Annotated in this window: 17 protein-coding genes; 12 read left to right on the top strand and 5 right to left on the bottom strand. The window is 32.9% G+C overall.

Translation table 11 applies throughout. The annotated features are described in order from the left end of the window. Positions 1–21: 21 nt before the first annotated feature. The 3 genes from ileS (at position 22) to J1D01_RS07205 (ending at position 4,510) form a co-directional block, all read left to right on the top strand. Positions 22–3,426: an isoleucine--tRNA ligase gene (gene ileS, locus J1D01_RS07215; protein ID WP_421150335.1), complete on the top strand. Its 3,405-nt coding sequence runs from the start codon at positions 22–24 to the stop codon at positions 3,424–3,426. Between the two features lie 4 nt (positions 3,427–3,430). Then, positions 3,431–3,811 carry a TraR/DksA family transcriptional regulator gene (locus J1D01_RS07210; RefSeq protein ID WP_372936371.1) on the top strand — a complete coding sequence of 127 codons (381 nt, stop codon included), beginning with the start codon at positions 3,431–3,433 and terminating at the stop codon, positions 3,809–3,811. A 72-nt stretch (positions 3,812–3,883) separates the two neighbouring features. Then, a complete protein-coding gene (locus J1D01_RS07205; protein ID WP_372936369.1) occupies positions 3,884–4,510 on the top strand; it encodes a lipoprotein signal peptidase in 627 nt (208 codons plus the stop codon). Between the two features lie 90 nt (positions 4,511–4,600). Here the strand turns inward: J1D01_RS07205 and J1D01_RS07200 are convergent, their stop codons facing one another. The 4 genes from J1D01_RS07200 to J1D01_RS07185 are packed head-to-tail and all read right to left on the bottom strand — an operon-like array spanning position 4,601 to position 7,452. Then, on the bottom strand, positions 4,601–5,167 hold the full coding sequence (locus J1D01_RS07200) for a 5-formyltetrahydrofolate cyclo-ligase (protein WP_421150334.1): 567 nt from the start codon (positions 5,165–5,167) through the stop codon (positions 4,601–4,603). Next, positions 5,154–6,131, bottom strand: a complete 978-nt coding sequence (locus J1D01_RS07195; RefSeq protein WP_372936365.1) for a succinylglutamate desuccinylase/aspartoacylase family protein — start codon at positions 6,129–6,131, stop codon at positions 5,154–5,156. Before J1D01_RS07195 ends, J1D01_RS07200 begins: the two co-directional genes overlap by 14 nt. 24 nt (positions 6,132–6,155) lie before the next feature. Then, positions 6,156–7,031, bottom strand: coding sequence for a 30S ribosomal protein S6--L-glutamate ligase (gene rimK, locus J1D01_RS07190; RefSeq protein ID WP_372936363.1), 876 nt, complete (start codon positions 7,029–7,031; stop codon positions 6,156–6,158). 1 nt (position 7,032) lies between these two features. Then, positions 7,033–7,452: an ATP-dependent zinc protease gene (locus J1D01_RS07185; RefSeq protein WP_372936361.1), complete on the bottom strand. Its 420-nt coding sequence runs from the start codon at positions 7,450–7,452 to the stop codon at positions 7,033–7,035. Between the two features lie 85 nt (positions 7,453–7,537). Here J1D01_RS07185 and uvrC point away from each other — a divergent pair, with 85 nt between their 5' ends. The 4 genes from uvrC to hppD all read left to right on the top strand — a co-directional run bounded on the left by uvrC (position 7,538) and on the right by hppD (position 14,220). Beyond that, positions 7,538–9,337 (top strand): excinuclease ABC subunit UvrC, encoded by a 1,800-nt coding sequence (uvrC, locus tag J1D01_RS07180; RefSeq protein ID WP_421150333.1) that lies wholly within the window; start codon positions 7,538–7,540, stop codon positions 9,335–9,337. 3 nt (positions 9,338–9,340) lie between these two features. Next, positions 9,341–11,587: a patatin-like phospholipase family protein gene (locus J1D01_RS07175; RefSeq protein WP_421150332.1), complete on the top strand. Its 2,247-nt coding sequence runs from the start codon at positions 9,341–9,343 to the stop codon at positions 11,585–11,587. Positions 11,588–11,789: 202 nt separating this feature from the next. Then, positions 11,790–12,947, top strand: coding sequence for a homogentisate 1,2-dioxygenase (locus J1D01_RS07170; RefSeq protein ID WP_421150331.1), 1,158 nt, complete (start codon positions 11,790–11,792; stop codon positions 12,945–12,947). 112 nt (positions 12,948–13,059) lie between these two features. Then, complete coding sequence (hppD, locus tag J1D01_RS07165; protein WP_421150330.1) at positions 13,060–14,220, top strand: 4-hydroxyphenylpyruvate dioxygenase; 1,161 nt, start codon at positions 13,060–13,062, stop codon at positions 14,218–14,220. 65 nt (positions 14,221–14,285) lie between these two features. Here the strand turns inward: hppD and J1D01_RS07160 are convergent, their stop codons facing one another. Continuing rightward, complete coding sequence (locus tag J1D01_RS07160) at positions 14,286–14,807, bottom strand: hypothetical protein (RefSeq protein WP_372936503.1); 522 nt, start codon at positions 14,805–14,807, stop codon at positions 14,286–14,288. A gap of 338 nt (positions 14,808–15,145) precedes the next feature. Here J1D01_RS07160 and J1D01_RS07155 point away from each other — a divergent pair, with 338 nt between their 5' ends. The 5 genes from J1D01_RS07155 to J1D01_RS07135 all read left to right on the top strand — a co-directional run bounded on the left by J1D01_RS07155 (position 15,146) and on the right by J1D01_RS07135 (position 22,516). Continuing rightward, positions 15,146–15,925 carry a DUF3108 domain-containing protein gene (locus J1D01_RS07155; RefSeq protein WP_372936501.1) on the top strand — a complete coding sequence of 260 codons (780 nt, stop codon included), beginning with the start codon at positions 15,146–15,148 and terminating at the stop codon, positions 15,923–15,925. Beyond that, positions 15,925–16,848: a tryptophan 2,3-dioxygenase family protein gene (locus J1D01_RS07150; protein ID WP_421150329.1), complete on the top strand. Its 924-nt coding sequence runs from the start codon at positions 15,925–15,927 to the stop codon at positions 16,846–16,848. Before J1D01_RS07155 ends, J1D01_RS07150 begins: the two co-directional genes overlap by 1 nt. Beyond that, on the top strand, positions 16,806–18,125 hold the full coding sequence (locus J1D01_RS07145; protein ID WP_421150328.1) for a peptidoglycan DD-metalloendopeptidase family protein: 1,320 nt from the start codon (positions 16,806–16,808) through the stop codon (positions 18,123–18,125). The genes J1D01_RS07150 and J1D01_RS07145 overlap by 43 nt, the downstream gene beginning before the upstream one ends. Position 18,126: 1 nt before the next feature. Beyond that, complete coding sequence (gene pgi / locus J1D01_RS07140; protein ID WP_421150327.1) at positions 18,127–19,746, top strand: glucose-6-phosphate isomerase; 1,620 nt, start codon at positions 18,127–18,129, stop codon at positions 19,744–19,746. Between the two features lie 163 nt (positions 19,747–19,909). Beyond that, positions 19,910–22,516 carry a TonB-dependent receptor domain-containing protein gene (locus J1D01_RS07135; RefSeq protein WP_421150326.1) on the top strand — a complete coding sequence of 869 codons (2,607 nt, stop codon included), beginning with the start codon at positions 19,910–19,912 and terminating at the stop codon, positions 22,514–22,516. The last annotated feature ends 26 nt before the right edge of the window (positions 22,517–22,542 follow it).

Raw genomic sequence — 22,542 nt, 5'->3', positions numbered from 1 at the left:
CCTTATAAGATTTAAGCATAAATGAGTAGTAAATTTCCTGAATATAAAGGACTTGACTTGCCAAATGTAGCTAATGAGATACTACAATATTGGCAAGAAAATAACATTTTTGAAAAAAGTATAACTTCAAGAGAAGGGCATGAGTCATTTGTGTTTTTTGAAGGGCCACCTTCTGCAAATGGTTTACCAGGTATTCACCACGTAATGGCACGTGCTATCAAAGATATTTTCTGTAGGTACAAAACCCAAAAAGGTTATCAAGTAAAACGTAAAGCAGGTTGGGATACACACGGTTTACCAATTGAACTTGGTGTAGAAAAAGAACTAGGTATAACTAAAGAAGATATAGGTAAAACCATTTCTGTTGAAGATTATAATGCAGCGTGTAGAAAAGCCGTTATGCGTTACACAGATGTTTGGAACAACTTAACAGAAAAAATGGGGTATTGGGTAGATATGGAAGACCCATACATTACCTATGAACCTAAATACATGGAGTCTGTTTGGTGGTTACTTAAACAAATTTATAACAAAAACTTGCTTTACAAAGGTTACACCATTCAACCCTATTCACCTAAAGCAGGAACTGGTTTAAGTTCACATGAATTAAATCAACCAGGAACCTACCAAGATGTGACTGATACTACTGTGGTGGCTCAGTTTAAAGCAAAAGCAGAATCCTTACCAGAGTTTTTAAAAAATGAAGGAGATATTCACTTTTTAGCTTGGACAACTACACCTTGGACATTACCAAGTAATACCGCACTAACAGTTGGCCCTAAGATTGACTATGTATTAGTTAAAACGTATAATCAATATACTTTTGAGCCTGTAAATGTAGTGCTTGGTAAGCCTTTAGTATCAAAACAATTTGCTGGTAAATTCAAACAAGTTGAAGATACTGCTGAATTAAATAGTTATAAAGAAGGCGATAAAAAAATACCATACTTTATAGTAAAAGAATTTAAAGGAGCTGATTTAGTTGATATTACGTACGAGCAATTAATGCCATACGTATTACCAAATGACAACCCAGAAAACGCTTTTAGAATAATTTCAGGCGATTTTGTAACTACCGAAGATGGTACAGGTATTGTACACACAGCACCTACATTTGGAGCAGATGATGCCTTGGTTGCTAAACAAGCTACACCAGAAGTGCCACCAATGTTAATAAAAGATGAAAATGGTAATTTGGTGCCATTAGTAGATTTACAAGGGCGTTTTCGTCCAGAAATGAAAGAACTTGCTGGTAAGTACGTAAAAAATGAATATTATGATGATGGCGAAGCACCAGGACGCTCTGTTGATGTTGAAATTGCCATTAAATTAAAAGAAGAAAACAAAGCCTTTAAGGTTGAAAAATATAAACATAGCTACCCTAACTGTTGGCGTACCGATAAACCTATATTATACTATCCTTTAGATTCTTGGTTTATTAAAGTTACTGATGTAAAAGATAGAATGCATGAGTTAAACCAATCTATTAATTGGAAACCAAAAAGCACCGGAGAAGGCCGTTTTGGTAACTGGTTAGCAAATGCAAACGATTGGAACTTATCCCGCTCACGTTATTGGGGAATACCATTGCCAATTTGGAGAACCGAAGATGGCAAAGAAGAATTATGCATTGGTTCTGTTGAAGAATTAAAAGCAGAAATACAAAAAGCTATTGAAGCAGGTGTTTTATCCGAAGATATTTTTGCCGATTTTGAAGTAGGCAATATGAGTGATGAAAACTATGCCAAATTAGATTTACACAAAAATATTGTAGATAAAATTACACTAGTATCACCATCAGGAAAACCAATGAAACGCGAAAGCGATTTAATTGATGTTTGGTTCGATTCTGGTTCTATGCCATATGCACAATGGCACTACCCATTTGAAAATAAAGAACTAATTGATGAAGGCACAACCTATCCTGCAAACTTTATTGCAGAAGGTGTAGACCAAACACGCGGTTGGTTTTATACATTGCATGCCATTGGAACAATGGTATTTGATTCTGTAGCCTATAAAAATGTAGTATCTAACGGATTGGTTTTAGATAAAAACGGTCAAAAAATGTCTAAACGTTTAGGCAATGCTGTAGATCCGTTTGAAACCTTATCAAATTATGGGGCAGATGCCACCCGTTGGTACATGATTTCAAATGCTAACCCTTGGGATAATTTAAAATTTGATATTGAAGGTATTGAAGAGGTAAAACGTAAATTCTTCGGAACACTTTACAATACGTATTCATTCTTCAGTTTATATACAAATCTTGATAACTTTAGTTATGCTGAAGCAGATATTCCATTAGCCGATAGGCCAGAATTAGACAGGTGGATTTTATCTGAATTACATACACTTATCAAAAAAGTAGATGCTTTTTATGCCGATTATGAGCCTACAAAAGCAGCTAGAGCTATATCAGATTTTACACAAGATTATTTAAGTAACTGGTTTGTGCGTTTAAGTAGAAGGCGTTTCTGGAAAGGCGATTACCAAACCGATAAAATTTCAGCTTACCAAACACTTTACACCTGTATGGAAACCATAGCTAAATTAGGTGCTCCAATAGCCCCATTCTTTATGGATAAGCTGTATTTAGACTTAAATTCGGTAACCAAAAAAGAAACATTTAAAAGTGTACATTTAGCCAATTTCCCTGTTTTTAATGAAAGTTATGTTGATAAAAGTTTGGAACGAAAAATGGAAAATGCCCAAACAATATCATCATTAGTTTTATCGTTAAGAGCTAAGGAGAAAATTAAAGTACGTCAGCCACTCCAAAAAATAATGATTCCTATTGATAGTGAGCAACAAAAGGAAGAAATATTGGCAGTTTCAGATTTGATAAAGCATGAGGTAAATGTAAAAGAAGTAGAACTTTTAGAAGATGCTTCAGACATTTTAGTAAAGCAAATTAAACCCAATTTTAAGGCTTTAGGACCACGCTTTGGAAAAGATATGAAGTTTATTGCTAACGCCATTAGAGCGTTTAGTGCAGACGATATTAAAAAAATTGAACAAACTGGTGAAATTCAGGTTGAAATTAATGGAAAAAATATTACTTTAGGGCTCGAAGATGTAGAAATTGCATCTCAAGATATTGAAGGCTGGTTAGTTGCCAATGAAGGTGCGTTAACAGTTGCCCTAGATGTAACCATTTCTGATGAATTACGAAGCGAAGGAATTGCGAGAGAACTTATTAACCGAATTCAAAATTTACGTAAAGATTCAGGGTTTGAAGTAACAGATAGAATAGATGTAAAACTTCAAAAAGATGATCATATAGTGAATGCTATAGATTCTAATATGGCTTATATAAAAACAGAAACGTTGGCAGATGAGCTTGAAATAATTGATAAATTAGATAATGGTATTGAAATTACTTTTGATGATATAAATACCAAATTGTTTATTCAAAAACATTAAAATTATGGGAACAACAAATGTAAGATATTCTGATGCCGAATTAGAGGAGTTTAGAGCAATAATACAAGAAAAAATAGAGAAAGCACAACACGATTTAGAGTTAATTAAAAGTGCATACATGAATGACCATAACAATGGTACTGATGATACATCACCTACTTTTAAAGCTTTTGATGAAGGTAGTGAAGTAATGAGTAAAGAATCTAATTCGCAGTTAGCTATCCGTCAGGAAAAATTTATTCGCGATTTAAAAAATGCTTTAATTCGTATAGAAAATAAAACCTACGGAATATGCCGTGTTACAGGAAAACTAATCAATAAAAAACGATTAGAGTTAGTACCTCATGCTACATTAAGTATTGAGGCTAAAAACATGCAGAAGTAAATGAAAAGTATATAATTTTTAAAAACGTCTCGTTTAAAACCGAGACGTTTTTGTTTAATAGTAGCTGTAGCTATGTCGCTAAAAAAAAACATCATACTCATCATCATTATTTTGCTTATAGACCAAATAAGCAAAATATATATAAAAACAAACTTTCAGCTACAGCAAAGTATTACTGTTTTTAGTTGGTTCCAGATATATTTTATTGAAAACGATGGTATGGCTTGGGGTACTAAAATAAGTGATTTTATCCCTTTTATAAATGATAGGTCTGCCAAAGTAGCTTTAACCTTGTTTAGGGTTGTGGCTATTTTTGGTATTGGTTATTGGCTTTATGATGTAACCAAAAAACATAAACCTAAAGTATTAATAGTAGCTATTGCACTAATATTTGCTGGTGCTATGGGTAATATTATAGACTCTGTTTTTTACGGCGTTATTTTTAATGACAGTTATAGCCAAATAGCAACATTTTTACCAGAAGAAGGAGGCTATGATGGTTTACTTCATGGTAAAGTAGTAGATATGCTTTATTTCCCGTTATGGAAAGGGTATTTACCAGAGTGGTTACCTTTTTTTGGAGGCAAATTTTTTACGTTTTTTGAGCCAGTTTTTAATGTGGCCGATGTAGCTATTAGCACCGGTTTTGTAATGCTAATTGTTTTTAATAAAAAGGCGTTTCCTAAAAAAGCTTTGTAAGGATAAATTCATTAAATAATTATTCTTTCAGTTATTAAAAAATGCCTATTTAAAAGATACTTATTGTGAGAATTGTAAAAAGTAGTTTTGTTAGTTAAAGCTGTATGTGTTTTTTGGTGTTATACAATAATCTAATCTAATATCACCTTCAAAAATATCAGTAATTTTATTTTCGGCTTCAAAAAAAGATACTCCTATTTTTATAGTTTCTGGTTTACAGTTAGCTAAAAATCTATCGTAAAAACCTTTGCCGTATCCAACTCTATTGCCTTGTTTATCGAAGGCTAAAAGCGGAATAAATACCACGTCAATTTTATCATTTGAGATTTCAATACCATCAACTGGTTCTGGAATGTTGTAATGATTCTTTTTAATTTTTGTACTATCAGTTAATAAAAAATGTGTCATAGTACCGGTTTCAAAATCACTTTTTGAAATAAGTATGTTTTTGTCTTTGCCAGATAGAATACTTAAAATATAATCGGTTTGTACTTCTTTTTGTTCTTCAATAGCTAAAAAAATATGATAAAATGAATAATTCCAAATAGGTAAATTAATAAGGTTATTGGCAATGGCAATACTTAATTCATCTATATCATTTAAAGATAAATTTTCCCTAAGGGTTTTATATTTTTTGCGTAATTCAGTTTTTGTCATTCAATTTGGTGCTAATATGAAAAAGAGCATCACCTTGGTACACAATAGGCGATTGGTTTACGTTAATAATATGTCCGGCATTAGATGATTTTACAAAGTAATTTAGCTTACCATAAGGGTCTGTAATGTTGCCTAATAAGTCGCCTTTTTTAACCGTAGAATTTATGTTAACAGCTGGTTTAAACATACCAGAATATTTGGCTCTTATCCATTTGCTGTCTTTAATAAAAACGCAAGCTTTTTTAGGGCTAGAAGCTTTAAATTTAGAGTTAAGCATTCCTAAATGTTTAAGCACACGTTTAGAACCATTAACGCCAGAGTTGGTAACAATATCATCAATATGAAATGATTTGCCTCCTTCAAAAAGAAGCAATGGTTTATTTAGTTTGTAGCAAGCGTGCCTAAAGGATTTATTTAGGTTTTTAGAATATAATACAAACGGAGCTCCAAATATTTTGGCAAGTTGTTTTAATTCTAAATCACCCTCAGCAATGCGAATTTGAGGTGCATTAAATCTGCCCGAACCTCCTGTGTGAAAATCTATGATATAATCTACGTGTGGTATTACATCGTTAATTAATTTATAAGCAACTCTACTAGCTAAAGACCCTTTAGGGCTTCCAGGGAATACTCTGTTTAAATCTCTTCCGTCTGGAAATTCTCTAGACAGGTTAATAAATCCAAAAATATTGATAACAGGAATACAAATAACTGTACCGCGTTTGGGTTTATTAATGCCCTTAGCTACTAATTGGCGAACAATTTCTACACCATTAACTTCATCACCATGAATACCAGCTGTAAACAATACGGTTGGTCCGGGTTTTTTAGAACGTTCTATAATAACAGGAACATTAACAGATGTTGAGGTATGTAAATTAGCTACATCAAAATTTACTTCTTTGCTCTCTCCTGGAGCTATAGTTTCATTAAGTATGGTTAAGATGTCTTTTTCAATGCTCATAGTTAATTACATGCTGTTATAGACTTAGTGTCTGTTTCTTTCAATATAGGTAATTATACTTCTAGCAATATTTTTTCCAGTTGCAGTTTCAATACCTTCTAAACCAGGTGTGGAGTTTACTTCTAAAAGAAGCGGGCCTCTACCAGATTGTAGCATGTCTACTCCACAAACAGGAAGTTTTAAAGCTCTAGAGGCTTTCATGGCAACTTGTATTTCTGCTTCGCTAAGTTTTACAATTTCTGCTCTGCCACCTCGGTGTAAGTTAGATCTAAATTCGCCTTCTTTTCCTTGTCGTTTCATAGCTCCTACCACATGGCCGTCTACAATTAGGGCGCGTAAATCGGCGCCTTTGGCTTCGGCAATATATTCTTGAACAAGTGCTCGTGCTTGTAATCCGTTAAAAGCTTCTAATACAGATTCTGCTGCATTTTTGGTTTCGGCTAAAACTACTCCTAAACCTTGTGTGCCCTCTAATAGTTTGATAATTACTGGTGTGCCACCCACATGTGATAATACTTTTTCAATATCTCTAGAGTAGTTAGTAAATACCGTTTTAGGCATACCAATACCTGCTTTAGAAAGACGTTGAAAGCTGCGTAATTTATCTCTAGAGCGAATAATAGCATCTGAAGTGACAGATGTAAAAACATTCATCATTTCAAATTGCCGTACAACAGCGCATCCAAAAAAAGTAACAGAAGTGCCTATTCTAGGTATAATGGCATCAACATAATCTAAATATCTGTCTTTATAGTAAATAGTAGGCTTTTCTTTTTCTATTATAAGATCACATTTTAGCGGGTCTATTACTTCCATTTCGTGACCTCTACTTTCGCCTTCTTCCACTAGTCTTAATGTAGAATATAAATTGGCGTTTCTAGAAAGTATAACTATGTTCATTTTATTTAGTGTTATAAGAAACGTTTTCTAAATCTACATCAACTATAAATTTTTTACTTAAAAATTGCCTGCCTATTAAAACAGGGAATTTCATATCGTCTCTAGTGCTTAAAGTTAAGTTAATCTTGTAGGTTTTACCAAAAAAAATGGCATCAGATTTTACCTTATATCTATTTTCTTTAAAACCATTACTGCTTTTTACATTTGTTAAAGAGTAAGATTCAAAAATAATTTCTGTTTTTCCAAAATTCTGATGTACATCACTATTAAAAATACACAGTAAAGCATGGTCTATTTCTATAATTTCAGAGCAATGAATTGCAGAAGTATATGCACCTGTATCTATTTTAACATCAATGCTATAGAGCTCAAGGCTTGGGAAGTCTATTTTGTCAGTTCTTCCAATAATTTTTTTACTCATTAGTTTGTTTAAAAAGTGGCGCAATGTAGTAAATAAGTAAATACAAAATTTAATCATACAAAATTTAATAATTACCTTTGAGATAATGGATGAGCCTACCTTAGATATTCAGCTAAAAACATTACCCAATGCACCAGGCGTGTATCAGTATTTTGATGCAGAAGGTACCATTATTTATGTGGGGAAAGCAAAAAATTTAAAAAAACGTGTAAGTTCTTATTTCACAAAAACACATGATAATGGTAAAACCAGAGTGTTGGTTAAAAAGATTGTCAAAATTAAGCACATTGTTGTAGAAACCGAAACCGATGCTTTGTTGCTAGAAAACAACTTAATTAAAAAGCATAAACCACGCTATAATGTAATGCTGAAAGATGATAAATCTTACCCATGGATTTGTATTAAAAACGAGCGATTCCCCAGAGTTTTTTCTACAAGAAGGGTTTTTAAAAATGGTGGCGAGTATTTTGGGCCTTACACCAGTGGAAAAACGGTGCATACCTTGTTAGATTTAATAAAAGGTTTGTATCCGTTGCGAACCTGTAATTATGATTTAGCTGCCGAAAAAATTGAAGCAGGTAAATACAAAGTATGTTTAGAGTATCATTTAGGAAACTGTAAAGGTGCTTGTGAAGGAAAGGAAACCGAAGCAGAATACAATAAAAATGTTAAAGCCATTAGGCAAATTTTAAAAGGTAACTTTAAAGACTCCTTACAGCAATTTAAAAAGCAAATGAAACAATTTGCAGAAGACATGCTGTTTGAAGAGGCACAAAAAATAAAAGAAAAAATAGAAGTTTTAGAAAACTATCAAGCGCGTTCTACCATTGTAAATCCTAAAATTAGTAATGTAGATGTGTTTTCTATTATAAGCGATGAAACCTATGGATATATAAACTTTTTACAACTATCTTACGGTTCTATTATAAGATCACATACTTTAGAAATTAAAAAGAAATTAGAAGAAACCGATAAAGAATTACTAGAGTTAGCTATAACCGAAATAAGGCAGCGGTTTCATTCAAATTCAAAAGAAATATATGTGCCTTTTGAGGTTGATATAGGTGAAAATATTAAAGTAACCATCCCTAAATTAGGCGATAAAAAGCACATTCTAGATTTATCGCTTCGCAATGCGAAATATTATAGAATGGAACGCTTTAAACAAGATAAAATTGTAGATCCAGATAGACATGCTAACCGTATTATGGCACAAATGAAGGCCGATTTACGTTTACACGAAGAACCACGCCATATAGAATGTTTTGACAATTCAAACATACAAGGAACCAACCCTGTAGCTGCCTGTGTAGTGTTTAAAAACGGAAAACCTAGTAAAAAAGATTATCGCCATTTTAACATAAAAACGGTTGAAGGACCAGACGATTTTGCCTCTATGGAAGAGGTGGTTTATAGGCGTTATAAACGTTTATTAGATGAAGATAAACCTTTGCCACAACTTATAATTATTGATGGAGGTAAGGGGCAACTGTCTTCGGCTTTAAAAAGTTTAGATATTTTAGGGTTAAGAGGTAAAATAGCTATTATAGGAATTGCTAAACGTTTAGAAGAATTATACTATCCAAATGATCCAATTCCTTTATATTTAGACAAGAAAAGCGAAACACTAAAAATCATTCAGCAATTGCGTAATGAAGCGCACCGTTTTGGTATTGAACATCACCGTAATAAGCGTAGTAAAAACGCGTTAAATACAGAGTTAGAAACCATTCCGGGTATTGGTGAAAAAACAGTGGTAGAGTTGCTAAAACATTTCAAATCGGCTAAACGGGTGGCTAATGCTAAGTTAGATGAACTAGAGGCTGTAATTGGAGTGTCAAGAGCAGAAAAGGTTTATAATTATTATCATGTAAAACAGATTTAAAACTTGAAAAAACAAAGCTTTATATTTCTAGTATTCCTTCTTGTCTTCATTTCCGCGAAAGCGCAAATTTATACTCAAGAAAAAGAAACACAAAAAGTAGGTTTGGTTTTAAGTGGTGGTGGAGCCAAAGGTTTAGCACATATTGGTGTGTTAAAAGTTCTAGATAGTTTAGGGGTTAAAGTAGATTATGTAGCTGGTAGTAGCATGGGGGCTATTGTAGGAGCTTTATATGCATCAGGATATTCTGGTAAACAGCTAGATTCTATTTTTAGGGTAGCAGATTTTGAAAACATTATTATTGATAACTTACCTAGGGCATCAAAAGGTTTTTTTGAAAGAAATAACGATGAAAAATATGCTGTAAAACTGCCTTTTAATGACTATAAGTTAAAGTTGCCTTCGGCACTATCAAAAGGTCAAAATACATACAATTATTTATTAAAATTATTACTTCATGTAAATAAAGTAGAAGATTTTAGTGAACTGCCTATACCGTTTTTTTGTATTGCTACTAATATAGAAACAGGTAAACAAGTAATACTAGAAAAAGGTAATTTAACCCAAAGTGTTATGGCTAGTGGGGCATTACCAACCCTGTTTCAACCTGTTACTTTAAATAATCAACTTTTAATTGATGGTGGTGTTGTAAATAATTATCCTATTGATGAGCTTAGAGCAAAAGGTATGGATGTTATTATCGGGGTTGATGTACAAGATGGACTTATGAATAAAAATGAATTAACATCGGCCCCAGATGTATTGCTTCAAATTAGCAATTTCAGAACCATAAAAGATATGGCGGTGAAGTCTAAAAAAACAGACATTTATATTAAACCAGATATTAAAGATTATAATGTAGTGTCTTTTGATGCGGCAAAACAAATAGTAGATTTAGGTAGTGTAGCTGCACTAAACAAACAAAAAGTATTGAAAGACTTAATTAAAAAGCAGTCTAAAAACACAAATAAAACCCGGTTAAAACCCTATGTAAAAGATAGTCTTATTATCAATGAAATTTCAATAAAAGGTTTAAAAAATTACACTAGAGCTTATGTTTTAGGTAAGTTAAAAATTAAAAGTAATACAAAAATTAGCTATTCAGATTTAATAGAAGGTGTTAACAATTTAGTGGCTACAGAAAATTTTGATTCGTTTGAATATCAATTAAAATCATCAGAAAAAACAGATGGTTTCAATTTTCACGCTAACTTAAAGGAAGCACAAATAACTACTTTTTTTAAGTTTGGAGTACACTATGACAACTTATATAAAAGTGGAGCCATAGCAAATATTACAAAAAAAAGATTTTTGTTTGATAATGATATAGCCTCTTTAGATGTGGTATTAGGAGATAATGTTAGATATAATTTTGAATATTTAATAGATAAAGGATTTTATTGGAGTATTGGTTTACGTTCTAACTTTAATAATTTTAATAGAAATGTAAGTGCACAATTGTTATTAGATGATTCTGAAATTGATGCTACGGGTTTAAATAAAATTGATGTTGAATTACAAGACCAAACTAATCAATTCTATTTGCAAACCCTTTTTAGAAAAGATTTTGCTTTAAGTATTGGAGCAGAACACAAGCGTTTAGAAATAAGCTCTGAGACATTAGCAACCAACGATGAAGATGAAGATTTTACTTTTGAAAGTACAGATTATGTTAGTGTTTTTGGCGGACTTAAACTAGATACGTATAATGATAAATACTTCCCCAAAAAAGGTGTGTATTTTAATGGCGATATACACGCATATCTTTATGCTTCTCATTTTAACACTGGTTTTGAACCGTTTTCAATAGCTAAGGTAGATATGGGGTATGCTTTTAGTTTATCAGATAAATGGGCTTTTAATATGCAAACTAGTGGTGGGTTTAAACTTGGCGATAAAACTACAAAAACACTAGATTTTTCTCTGGGCGGTTATGGTAATAATTTAATAAATAATTTTATTCCCTTTTTAGGGTATGACTTTATTTCGCTATCGGGTAATAGTTACGTAAAAGTTTATGCAGGATTAGATTATGAAGTTTATAAAAAACATCATATTACCCTAGAAGGCAATTGGGCAAATGTTGAAGATGATATTTTTGATTCCGGAAATTGGCTTTCGCTCCCAGACTATAGTGGGTATGCTTTAGGTTATGCTATAGATACTTTTTTAGGTCCCGTTCAAGCAAAATATAGTTACTCTCCCGAAAGAAAAAAAAGTATCTTATTTATTAATTTAGGATTTTGGTTTTAAACTATTCTTAAAAAGAATCTTAAATATTTTTACGATATTTGTTAGGTTATGAAGTTTTTCTTTAAAGACTTATTACAATTTCTTCACTACCTTATCAAGAGAAATCCTGAATAAGCAGGCATTTTTGTATATTTATATATAGTTGATATTTAAAGTTTTACAGCTTTTAGTATTTCGTTTTTAACATTAAAATATTAAAAAAATGCCTTTTTATCACAAATTAGGAAAAATTCCGCCTAAACGCCATATTCAATTTAGAAAACCAAATGGTACGTTGTACTATGAACAACTCTTTGGTACCATTGGTTTTGATGGTATGTATACCAACAGTTATCATGAGCAACGACCCACGCAAGTAAAAGAAATAAAAAAACAATACAGTGTTGCACCCAAAATAGCTCTTAAAAACAATATAAAATCATACCGTTTTAAAGGATTTCAAGTAACACCAGAAAATGATTTTTTAGAAAGCCGAAAAACAGTTTTACTAAACAATGATTGTGCTATTGTGTTAGCAGCACCAAAAGAATCTACCAAAAATTATTTTTACAAAAATACCGATGCCGATGAGCTCATATTCATTCATAAAGGCACCGGTAAATTACGTACTATGTTGGGTAATTTAGATTTTAAATACGGCGATTATTTACTAATTCCTCGCGGTGTCATCTATAAAATAGATTTTGATACTGAAGATAACAGGCTTTTCATTGTAGAATCTCACCGCCCTATTTATACACCAAAACGGTATCGTAATTGGTTTGGGCAATTACTAGAACATGCCCCTTTTTGTGAGCGCGATATACGCAGACCACAAGAGCTTGAAACCTACAATGAAAACGGAGATTTTACCATAAAAGTAAAAAAACAAGGCGATATTATTGAAATGGTTTACGCATCCCACCCATTTGATGTGGTTGGGTATGATGGTTACAACTATCCGTATGCATTTTCAATTCATGATTTTGAACCCATAACAGGGCGTATTCACCAACCGCCACCAGTACATCAAACTTTTGAAACAGATGCCTTTGTGGTGTGTAGTTTTGTACCGCGTTTGTATGACTATCATCCGCTATCCATTCCGGCACCATACAACCATAGCAATATAGATTCTGATGAGGTGTTGTATTATGTTGATGGCGATTTTATGAGCAGAAATGATGTAGAAGCTGGCCATATTTCATTGCATCCGGCAGGTATTCCACATGGGCCACACCCAGGAGCAACAGAGCGTAGTATTGGCAAAGAAAAAACTCAAGAATTAGCCGTTATGGTAGATACATTTAAACCCTTAATGGTAACAGAAGAAGCCATGAAAATAGCCGATGAAGGATATCATACTTCTTGGTTAGAATAATTTTTTTTAGAAGCTATTTCCCGCTATTCGCTGTATCTTTTTCTCGTACCTCAAAAAAGGATGCCGCTTCTATCGGGGCTAAAACAATTCAACAAAAAACAAATAAACTATTATGAGTAAAAATATAGAATCAGTAAACTACGGTTTAGAAAAAATATTTGAAGGCGCACAAGATTTTTTACCACTTCTAGGAACAGATTATGTAGAGCTTTATGTAGGTAATGCAAAACAAGCAGCCCATTATTACAAAACAGCTTTTGGGTTTCAATCATACGCCTATAAGGGCTTAGAAACAGGAAGCAAAGACACCGTTTCTTACGTGTTAAAACAAGATAAAATTCGCTTAGTTTTAACTACTCCCTTAAACTCAAAACACCAAATAAATGAGCACATTGTAAAACATGGCGATGGTGTAAAAGTAATAGCACTTTGGGTAGAAGATGCCAGAAAAGCTTATGAAGAAACCACAAGTAGAGGCGCAAAATCTTATATAGAACCTTATGTAGAAACAGATAAACATGGCGAGGTTGTAAAAGCAGGTATTTACACTTATGGCGAAACCGTGCATATGTTTGTAGAGCGCAAAAACTACAATGGTGTGTTTATGCCAGGTTTTGTTGAGTGGAAATCAGATTACAGACCAGAACCTTTAGGTTTAAAATATGTAGATCACATGGTTGGTAATGTAGGTTGGGGTCAAATGAATACATGGGTTAAATGGTATGAAGATGTTATGGGTTTTGAAAACTTTTTATCTTTTGATGATAAGCAAATACACACAGAGTATTCGGCATTAATGAGTAAAGTAATGAGTAATGGTAACGGCCGTATAAAATTTCCAATAAATGAACCTGCAGAAGGCAAGAAAAAATCACAAATTGAAGAATATCTAGATTTTTATGAAAGCGCAGGCGTGCAGCACATAGCCGTTGCCACAGATGATATTATTAAAACCATAAAAGGCATGCGCGCAAGAGGTGTAGAGTTTTTATCTACGCCACCCGATGCGTATTATGAGGCGGTGCCAGAGCGTTTACTAACTCACAATCATGAGCTACGTGAAGATATTGAAACCCTAAAAAGTTTAGGAATAATGATTGATGCCGATGAAGAAGGTTATTTGCTTCAAATTTTCACAAAGCCAGTGCAAGATAGACCAACTCTGTTTTTTGAAATAATTCAACGTATGGGGGCTAAAGGTTTTGGTGCCGGAAACTTTAAAGCACTTTTTGAGTCTATTGAAAGGGAGCAAGCCAAAAGAGGTACGCTTTAATAAATAAAACGGCGCAAATATGTTTTACATATAGCGCCGTTTTTAAACATAAATAACTCAAAAAATTATAAAAATCTATAGCCTGCCCCAACTAATAAGTAATTTGCTTTAGAGCTTACATCGGCACTACCGTTATAATAATCGTTTAATTGAATATTGTATTTGGCTTGTGCATAAATTTTATCTGTAATATTAAAAGAGCCGCCAATGGCTGCAGATATACCAAGCTCTTGATAACCGTTTGCAACATCTTCTAGTAAATATGTAAATGAGGGGCCAAATAACACACTAAATTCTTCGGTAATTTTGTAGCCTGCAATTGGGCCTAGATAAAGCACGTTACCCTCGCTGTTTAGTCCAAGAAGTAATTCTGGTTGTAGATTTATTTTTTCAGAAAGACTTATTTCGGTTTGTGCTCCAAAATAGAAGCCACTGCTTTTAAAATCTAAATCATATTTTTCACCATCTACTTTGAAAATGGAATTAATGTTTAAGTAACCAGCAGTAGCTGATAGGTTGAAGTTTTGAGCAAATGAAGTTGATGTTGCTAAAAGTAAGACTAAAAAACTTAATACGTGTTTTCTCATAATTGTAAAATTTTAATTGTTTATATTAAAGCATCGATAGAAAGCAAAAATGTGAGCAGTTTTTATAAAAAAATATGTTGGTAAGTAGGTATGCTACGGATTGAGTAGTAGCATATTTGTATTCGAAAATTAGTTAGTTTAAAATAGAAATCAATAAAGAAGCCTTTACTTTAGGGAGCGCCCAAAAAGCTTAATGCAGTGTGGTTTATAACATAACTATAATGTTTGAAAAGTTAGCTGTTTGAATAAAATTTCTATTTTTGGAATAGTAATTGTATTTTCTTGGTTAAAAACAATAATTAAATGCTTAAGAAGTTAATTACGTAACCCAACACGAAATGAAAAAACTACTACTTATATTAACAATAGGAGCATTTCAAACTGTATTTGCCCAACAAGAACCTGCCTTTGAAGAAGGAGAGTGGTTTAAGTTTAGGATGAGTTATAGCGGATGGATGAAAGCTGGAAATGCCACATTAACTGTAAATGAAACTACTTTAAATAATAAAGAAGTTTATCATGTAGTAGGAAAAGGTTGGACTACTGGTATGATAAAATGGTTTTTTAAAGTAAAAGATAGATACGAAAGCTATTTTGATAAAAAAACCAATTTGCCATACAAATTTGTTAGAAAAATAGATGAAGGTGGTTATACTAAAGATATTGAAATAGACTTTGACCAGAAAAAAAACAAAGCTTACGTAAATGATAAAAAACATAACAAAAAGTATGTTATAGATACCAGACCCAATATTCAAGACATGGTATCAACCTTTTATTATTTAAGAAACCATATGGATACCGATAATTTAGCTGTTGGTGATGAGGTGCGGGTAGATATGTTTTTTGATAAAGAAAATTATGGGTTTAAACTAAAATATTTAGGTGAAGATACGGTAGATACAGATTTTGGAGAAGTTGAAGCCTTAAAATTTAGACCCTATGTTATGGCAGGACGCGTGTTTAAAGAAGAAGAAAGTTTAACGCTATGGGTATCAAAAGACAAAAATAAACTACCTTTGCGCATTAAGGCAGATTTAGCTGTGGGGTCTTTAAGAGCAGACCTTGACGCTTTTAAGGGGTTAAAGCACCCTTTTAAAATAGTTGTTAAAAATTAATGGGTTTAGATTCAAATATTACCAACCAACTTAAAGATAAATACAAGGCAATAGACCAAGATTTAGAAGATCATTTAGAAGGACTACTGCATAGTAAACCCATTACTTATTGGGATTATATCCAAACCGACGCATTATTAAATCTTCAAATTACAAGAACAGACTTTCCTGATGAAATGGTTTTTATCATGTATCATCAAATCACAGAGTTACTGTTTAAAATGATACTTACAGAAATACAACAAGTAGCAGAAAGTGAACAAATAAAAGAAACTGTTTTTACAGATAAAATAATGCGAATTAGTAGGTACTTTGATGTGCTTACATCATCTTTCAGCATCATGAAAGACGGGATGAGTATAGAACAGTACAACAAATTTAGACAAACACTAATACCTGCAAGTGGTTTTCAAAGTGCTCAATATAGAAAAATTGAATTTGCTTCAACAGAATTAATAAATCTCATAGATAAACGATTTAGAGATACCATTGATAGAAATTCGTCTTATGAAAATGCCTTTGAACATTTGTATTGGCAAGCTGCCGGAAAAGATTACAAAACTGGAAAAAAAACATATACTTTAACAGTTTTTGAAGAACGATATAAAGAAGAGTTTATTAGATTTACCAAATTTTATTATAGAAACAATCTTTGGTCTAAATTTAAAAGTTTACCTAAAAAAGCACAACAAAACAAAGCGCTGGTAAAAGCCATGCGCCATTACGATTATACCGTTAATATTAAGTGGGTTATGGCACATTATGCAACAGCAAACCACTACTTAAATATAGGTGGTAAAACGGCAGAGGCAACTGGTGGAAGTGAATGGGTAAAATACATGCATCCAAAGTATCAAAAAAGAATATTTTTTCCAGAATTATGGACGAAAAAAGAAATAGAAGATTGGGGAACAAATATTTAGTACTATTAGTACTTACATTACTTTTTTTTAGTAATTGTAAAGAAGAAAAAAAAGAGGTAATAGAAGAAGAGGTAGCAGTAGTTGAAGAGCCAAAATACGTGTATGAATTTGGATTTAAATTAAACGACTACGTAGTTAAAAGAGATACCATTAAAAGAGGTGATACTTTTGGTGTTATTTTAGAACGAAATAATATAGGCTATCCTAAAATTTTTCAAATAGCAGAAAAAGCCAAAGACACTTTTGATATTAGAAAACTTCAGGTAGGCAAACCTTACACCATTTTATGTTCTAAAGATTCTTTAGAGTTGCCACAATCATTTATATATCAACCTAATAAAGAGGAATATGTTGTTATTAACTTTAAAGATTCTATTAGCGCATATAAAAGTAGAAAGCCTATTAAATATGTAGAAAAAACAGTAACTGGTATTATTACAAGCAGTATTTCTGAAACGCTAGATGAAAAAGGAGTAAGCCCAGTTTTAACTAATAAGTTGGCAGATGATATTTATGCGTGGACTATTGATTTTAGAAGACTTCAAAAAGGCGATAGATTTAAAGTAATTTACACAGACAAATATATTGATGATACCATTTATGGAGGTATACATGATGTAAAAGCGGCCTATTTTGAACATAACAAAGAACCTTTTTATGCTTTTCAATTTCAAACAGATTCTGTTAAAGGCATTATAGACTACTTTAATGAAGAAGCAAAAAATTTAAGACGCGCCTTTTTAAAAGCACCTGTTAAATTTAGTCGTATTTCATCTCGATATAATTTAAGACGAAGAATTGCTGTTTATGGTTATAAATTGCGCCCCCACAAAGGAACAGATTTTGCAGCCCCTATTGGCACACCCATAATGGCTACCGCAAACGGAACAGTTACAAAATCTGAGTACAGGGGAGGCAATGGAAATTATGTAAAAATAAGACATAACGCCACCTATGAAACTCAATATTTACACATGAAAAAGCGAAAAGTAAAAGTTGGAGATTTTGTAAAACAAGGCGATATAATTGGTTGGGTAGGTATGACGGGTAATACCGGTGGTCCGCATGTTTGTTATCGTTTCTGGGTAAATGGTAGGCAAGTAGATCCGTTTAAACAAAAATTACCAGAGGCTAAACCTATTTCAGATTCATTAAAAGTAAAATACTTAGATTATATAAAACCTATAAAGTATAAGTTAGATAACATTTTTTTTGAACCAGAAATAATTGAAGAAGAGCAACAAGTACAAACTTTAATAAAACAATCAAATTCATAATATGTCATTACCAACTATTAATCCAAAATTTACCGAAGCTTGGAAAAAACTTCAAAATCATTTTAAAGAAGTAAGTAATTTACATATGAAAGATTTGTTTGAGCAAGATAGTAACAGAGCAAACAAATTCACCATAAAATGGGATGATTTTTATGTAGATTATTCTAAAAACAGAATTACGGAAGAAACCTTTAAATATTTATTAGAATTAGCAGATGATGTTAAGCTTAAAGAAGCCATTCAAAGTCAGTTCTCAGGTGAAAAAATAAATCAAACAGAAGGTAGAGCGGTATTACACACAGCTTTAAGAGCACCAGAATCTGCTGTTGTAAAGGTTGATGGAGAAAATGTAATTCCAGAAGTTTATAATGTTAGAAGAAAAATTGAAGCCTTTACTAATGAAGTAGTAAATGGAGAAAGAAAAGGTTATACAGGTAAACCTTTTACTCATGTGGTAAACATAGGTATTGGTGGTTCAGATTTGGGACCAGCCATGGTGGTAGATGCGTTACAATATTACAAAAACCATTTAACCACTTATTTTGTTAGTAATGTAGATGGCGACCATGTAAATGAAATTATAAAAAAGTTAAATCCCGAAACTACCCTTTTTGTAGTAGTTTCAAAAACCTTTACAACTCAAGAAACCCTATCTAACGCCAACACTATAAAAGATTGGTTCTTAAAATCGGGTACCCAAGAAGATATCGCAAAGCACTTTGTGGCAGTTTCTACAAATCTTGAAGCAGTAAAAAACTTTGGTATAGACTCTAACAACATTTTTCCAATGTGGGATTGGGTAGGTGGTCGTTTTTCACTTTGGAGTGCTGTGGGGTTATCAATTAGTCTAGCTGTTGGATATAACAACTACGCTAGTTTATTATTGGGAGCTAATAAAATGGATGAACATTTTAAGAATGAAGATTTTGCTTCTAATATTCCTGTAGTATTGGGGTTAATAAGTATATGGTATAACAACTTTTTTAATGCCGAAAGTGAAGCCGTTATTGCATATTCGCAGTATATGAGTCAGTTTGCTACTTATTTGCAACAAGGTATCATGGAAAGCAATGGTAAAAGTGTTGATAGAAATGGAAATCCTATAGATTACCAAACAGGAACTTTAATTTGGGGAGAGCCAGGTACTAACTCACAACATGCATTTTTTCAATTAATTCATCAAGGGACAAAATTAATTCCAGCAGATTTTATCGGATTTACCAAATCATTACATGGTAACCAAGACCATCAAGATAAGTTAATTTCTAACTTTTTAGCCCAAACAGAGGCGCTTTTAAATGGAAAAAGCAAAGCACAGGTAATTTCAGAAGGTACTAAAGAAAATATTATCCCATTCAAAGTATTTGAAGGCAACAAACCAACAAATACCATTTTTATTGAAAAACTAACCCCCGAAAGTTTAGGAAAACTAATAGCTATGTACGAGCATAAAATATTTGTTCAAGGTGTTATTTGGAATATCTTTAGTTATGACCAGTTTGGGGTAGAATTGGGAAAACAATTAGCAACTAAAATATTACAAGAGTTTAATAATACGGTAACAAACAAACACGACTCTTCAACAACTAATTTGTTAAATTTTTATAAAAACAATAAATAGTTTCTAATAAACTATTATTAAAATTGCAAAAAAGACATAAATATTTTAATATTTATGTCTTTTTTAATTATAAAAATTGTTAATATTTGTTAACATAGGCTTAACATATTACCGCTCTTTATCCGTATTTTTGCATAACTAATTCAATTAATTTTTCTTAATTATGAAAAAAACTATTCAATTTTTATTAATGACTGTAGCTATGTTATTAACTACAGTTGTTATTGCTCAAAGTACAATTACAGGTACTGTAATTGATTCAGAATTAAATACACCACTACCAGGTGCAAATGTTGTTGAGAAAGGAACTTCTAATGGTGTTTCTACTGATTTTGATGGAAACTTTAAATTAACAACGCAAGCTGCTTCAGGAGAAATAGTTATCTCTTATGTAGGATACGGAACAGTAACTGTAGCTTTTAATGGTAGTGCTAATTTAGGTAAGATTTCAGTTTCACCAGACAACACTTTAGAAGTGGTTGTTATCACCGGAACGGGTATTGTAGATTTAGCCGAAGACAGAAAAACACCAATTGCTGTTTCTACAATTAAATCTAAAGAAATACAAGAAAAAGCAGGAAACTGGGATTTGCCAGAAGTATTAAAATCTACTCCTTCGGTACAGAATGTTAAAGGTGGTGGTTTTGGAGATGGTTCTATGTATTTACGTGGTTTCGACCAAACCAATACAGCCTTCTTGCTTAACGGGCAGCCTATTAATGGTGTTGAAGATGGGAAAATGTACTGGTCTAACTGGAGTGGGGTTTTAGATATTGCTAATGCCGTACAGGTACAGCGTGGACTAGGGTCTTCTAAATTAGCGATATCGTCTGTTGGTGGTACTGTTAACATTGTAACTAAAACAGTAGACAGAAAAGAAGGTGGTTTTTTTCAAACTATGGTTGGAAATGATGATTATATAAAAACTTCGGCATACTATTCTACCGGTTTAATGGAAAACGGATTGGCTTTTTCGGCTATGTTAGGGCACTGGCAGGGTGATGGCTATATGCAAGGATCAAAAGGACAAGGTCAAACCTATTTTATCTCTGTAGGATACAAGCCTAATGAAAACCATATTTTTAACTTCTTAGTTACAGGTGCACCTCAATGGCACGGAGCTGCTGGTGGTAACGAACTTCAGGATTATCTAGATTACGGAAGACGTTACAGCGACTGGTGGGGGTATTATAATGGTGAAGAGTACGCTGGTGGAAGAAACTACTACCACAAACCTGTTATAAACTTAACTTGGGACTGGACGATTAATGACAGATCTGAATTGTCTACCGTAGCTTATGGTTCTTTTGGTCGTGGAGGTTTTGCTTACCCAGAAGGAAGTTCTTTCTATGGATTTAGAGATGCCAACGGTAAATTAGACTACGATGCTATTGAAGCCAACAATTTGGCCGACCCAAGTGCAGACAACTATGTTAAGAGTTCTATAAACTCACATAACTGGTTTGGAGTGCTTTCTAACTTCAGTCACGAACTAAGTGAAAACCTTTCCTTTAACGTTGGTGTAGATACCCGTTTTTATAAAGGGATACACTACCGTACTGCTGCCGATCTTTTAGGAGCAACACCAAGCGTAACCAGTAATTATAGCGGAACTTACACTTTAACAGAAGATTCTGGTTTTAACCCTTGGAGCAACCTTTTTAAATTGGCCGATAGAGACCAACGTTTCTCTTACGATTACGAAGAGCAAATTAACTACATAGGTGGTTTTGGACAAATTGAGTACGCTACCGATGCCTTTTCAGCGTATTTCCAAGGAGCTATCTCTACACAATCTCACTTAAAAACAGATTATTGGAATTATACCGAGGCTACAGAAGCCGATAAAGTAAACAATGCCGGATTTAATCTTAAAGCTGGTGGTTCGTATAATATTAACGAGGATAACCGCGTATTTGTTAACGCTGGATTCTATTCACGTCAACCTTATCACGACGATTTATTTACAAACGTCAGATCTTCAAACGAGTTAAATCCTTTAGCTGGAGACAACCAAGAAATTACAGGTCTTGAAGCGGGTTACCAATTTAAGAGCGAAAGAGTATCTTTCAACTTAAATGCCTACCACACTATTTGGGATAACAGAATTTTATCTTCTGCAGATGATACCGATAATAATGGGCAGTCGGATATATTTTACCAATCTAGCGGAATTAAAGAGGTGCACCAAGGTCTAGAACTTGAAGTGTTTACAAGACCTATTGATCGTTTAAACCTTAATGGTTTTATTTCTGTGGGTAATTGGGAATATAACGGAAATGTAGAAACCCGTTCTTATGACGAGAACAATAATTTACTAAGCTCTGGTGATATAGCTTATATCGATGGTGTTAAAATAGGAAATGCAGCTCAGTTTACTGCTGGAGCCAATGCTGTTTTTGAAATAGTAGACGATTTAAAATTCGATGCGGCATTTAACTATTACGATCAGCTTTATGCTTCGGTAGACTTAGGAGCTTCAGAGTTTGCTACAGCCAGCAACAGAGGATCGCTTGAGCTGCCAAGTTACCAAACTGTAGATTTAGGTATGTCTTATAGAATGCCTGTGGGCAAACAAGCTAATAACCTTCAGTTTAGGGTAAACGTAAACAACGTGTTCGACGAATTGTACATAGAACAGGCTACCTCAAATATTCATGATGTTGATACAGCTGGAGGATACACCTCTTGGAACGGTATAAGCTCTGAAAATGAAGTTTATTTAGGATACGGAATAACTTGGAACGTAAGTTTACGTTACAATTTCTAAAAAAGAGTTCCTAAACCATATAATTT

Origin of the sequence: Seonamhaeicola sp. NFXS20, assembly GCF_049132085.1 — a bacterium.
Taxonomy (GTDB): domain Bacteria; phylum Bacteroidota; class Bacteroidia; order Flavobacteriales; family Flavobacteriaceae; genus Seonamhaeicola.
This window is presented reverse-complemented; position numbering and strand designations above follow the sequence as displayed.

Bases quoted from the DNA above. Each gene is read 5' to 3' on its own strand.
- J1D01_RS07145 (WP_421150328.1), top strand. From the start codon at position 16,806: ATGGACGAAAAAAGAAATAGAAGATTGGGGAACAAATATTTAGTACTA.
- uvrC (WP_421150333.1), top strand. From the start codon at position 7,538: ATGGATGAGCCTACCTTAGATATTCAGCTAAAAACATTACCCAATGCA.
- J1D01_RS07135 (WP_421150326.1), top strand. From the start codon at position 19,910: ATGAAAAAAACTATTCAATTTTTATTAATGACTGTAGCTATGTTATTA.
- J1D01_RS07160 (WP_372936503.1), bottom strand. From the start codon at position 14,807: ATGAGAAAACACGTATTAAGTTTTTTAGTCTTACTTTTAGCAACATCA.
- pgi (WP_421150327.1), top strand. From the start codon at position 18,127: ATGTCATTACCAACTATTAATCCAAAATTTACCGAAGCTTGGAAAAAA.
- J1D01_RS07205 (WP_372936369.1), top strand. From the start codon at position 3,884: ATGTCGCTAAAAAAAAACATCATACTCATCATCATTATTTTGCTTATA.
- J1D01_RS07195 (WP_372936365.1), bottom strand. From the start codon at position 6,131: ATGAGCATTGAAAAAGACATCTTAACCATACTTAATGAAACTATAGCT.
- hppD (WP_421150330.1), top strand. From the start codon at position 13,060: ATGAGTAAAAATATAGAATCAGTAAACTACGGTTTAGAAAAAATATTT.
- J1D01_RS07150 (WP_421150329.1), top strand. From the start codon at position 15,925: ATGGGTTTAGATTCAAATATTACCAACCAACTTAAAGATAAATACAAG.
- J1D01_RS07170 (WP_421150331.1), top strand. From the start codon at position 11,790: ATGCCTTTTTATCACAAATTAGGAAAAATTCCGCCTAAACGCCATATT.
- J1D01_RS07185 (WP_372936361.1), bottom strand. From the start codon at position 7,452: ATGAGTAAAAAAATTATTGGAAGAACTGACAAAATAGACTTCCCAAGC.
- rimK (WP_372936363.1), bottom strand. From the start codon at position 7,031: ATGAACATAGTTATACTTTCTAGAAACGCCAATTTATATTCTACATTA.
- J1D01_RS07210 (WP_372936371.1), top strand. From the start codon at position 3,431: ATGGGAACAACAAATGTAAGATATTCTGATGCCGAATTAGAGGAGTTT.
- J1D01_RS07200 (WP_421150334.1), bottom strand. From the start codon at position 5,167: ATGACAAAAACTGAATTACGCAAAAAATATAAAACCCTTAGGGAAAAT.
- J1D01_RS07155 (WP_372936501.1), top strand. From the start codon at position 15,146: ATGAAAAAACTACTACTTATATTAACAATAGGAGCATTTCAAACTGTA.
- ileS (WP_421150335.1), top strand. From the start codon at position 22: ATGAGTAGTAAATTTCCTGAATATAAAGGACTTGACTTGCCAAATGTA.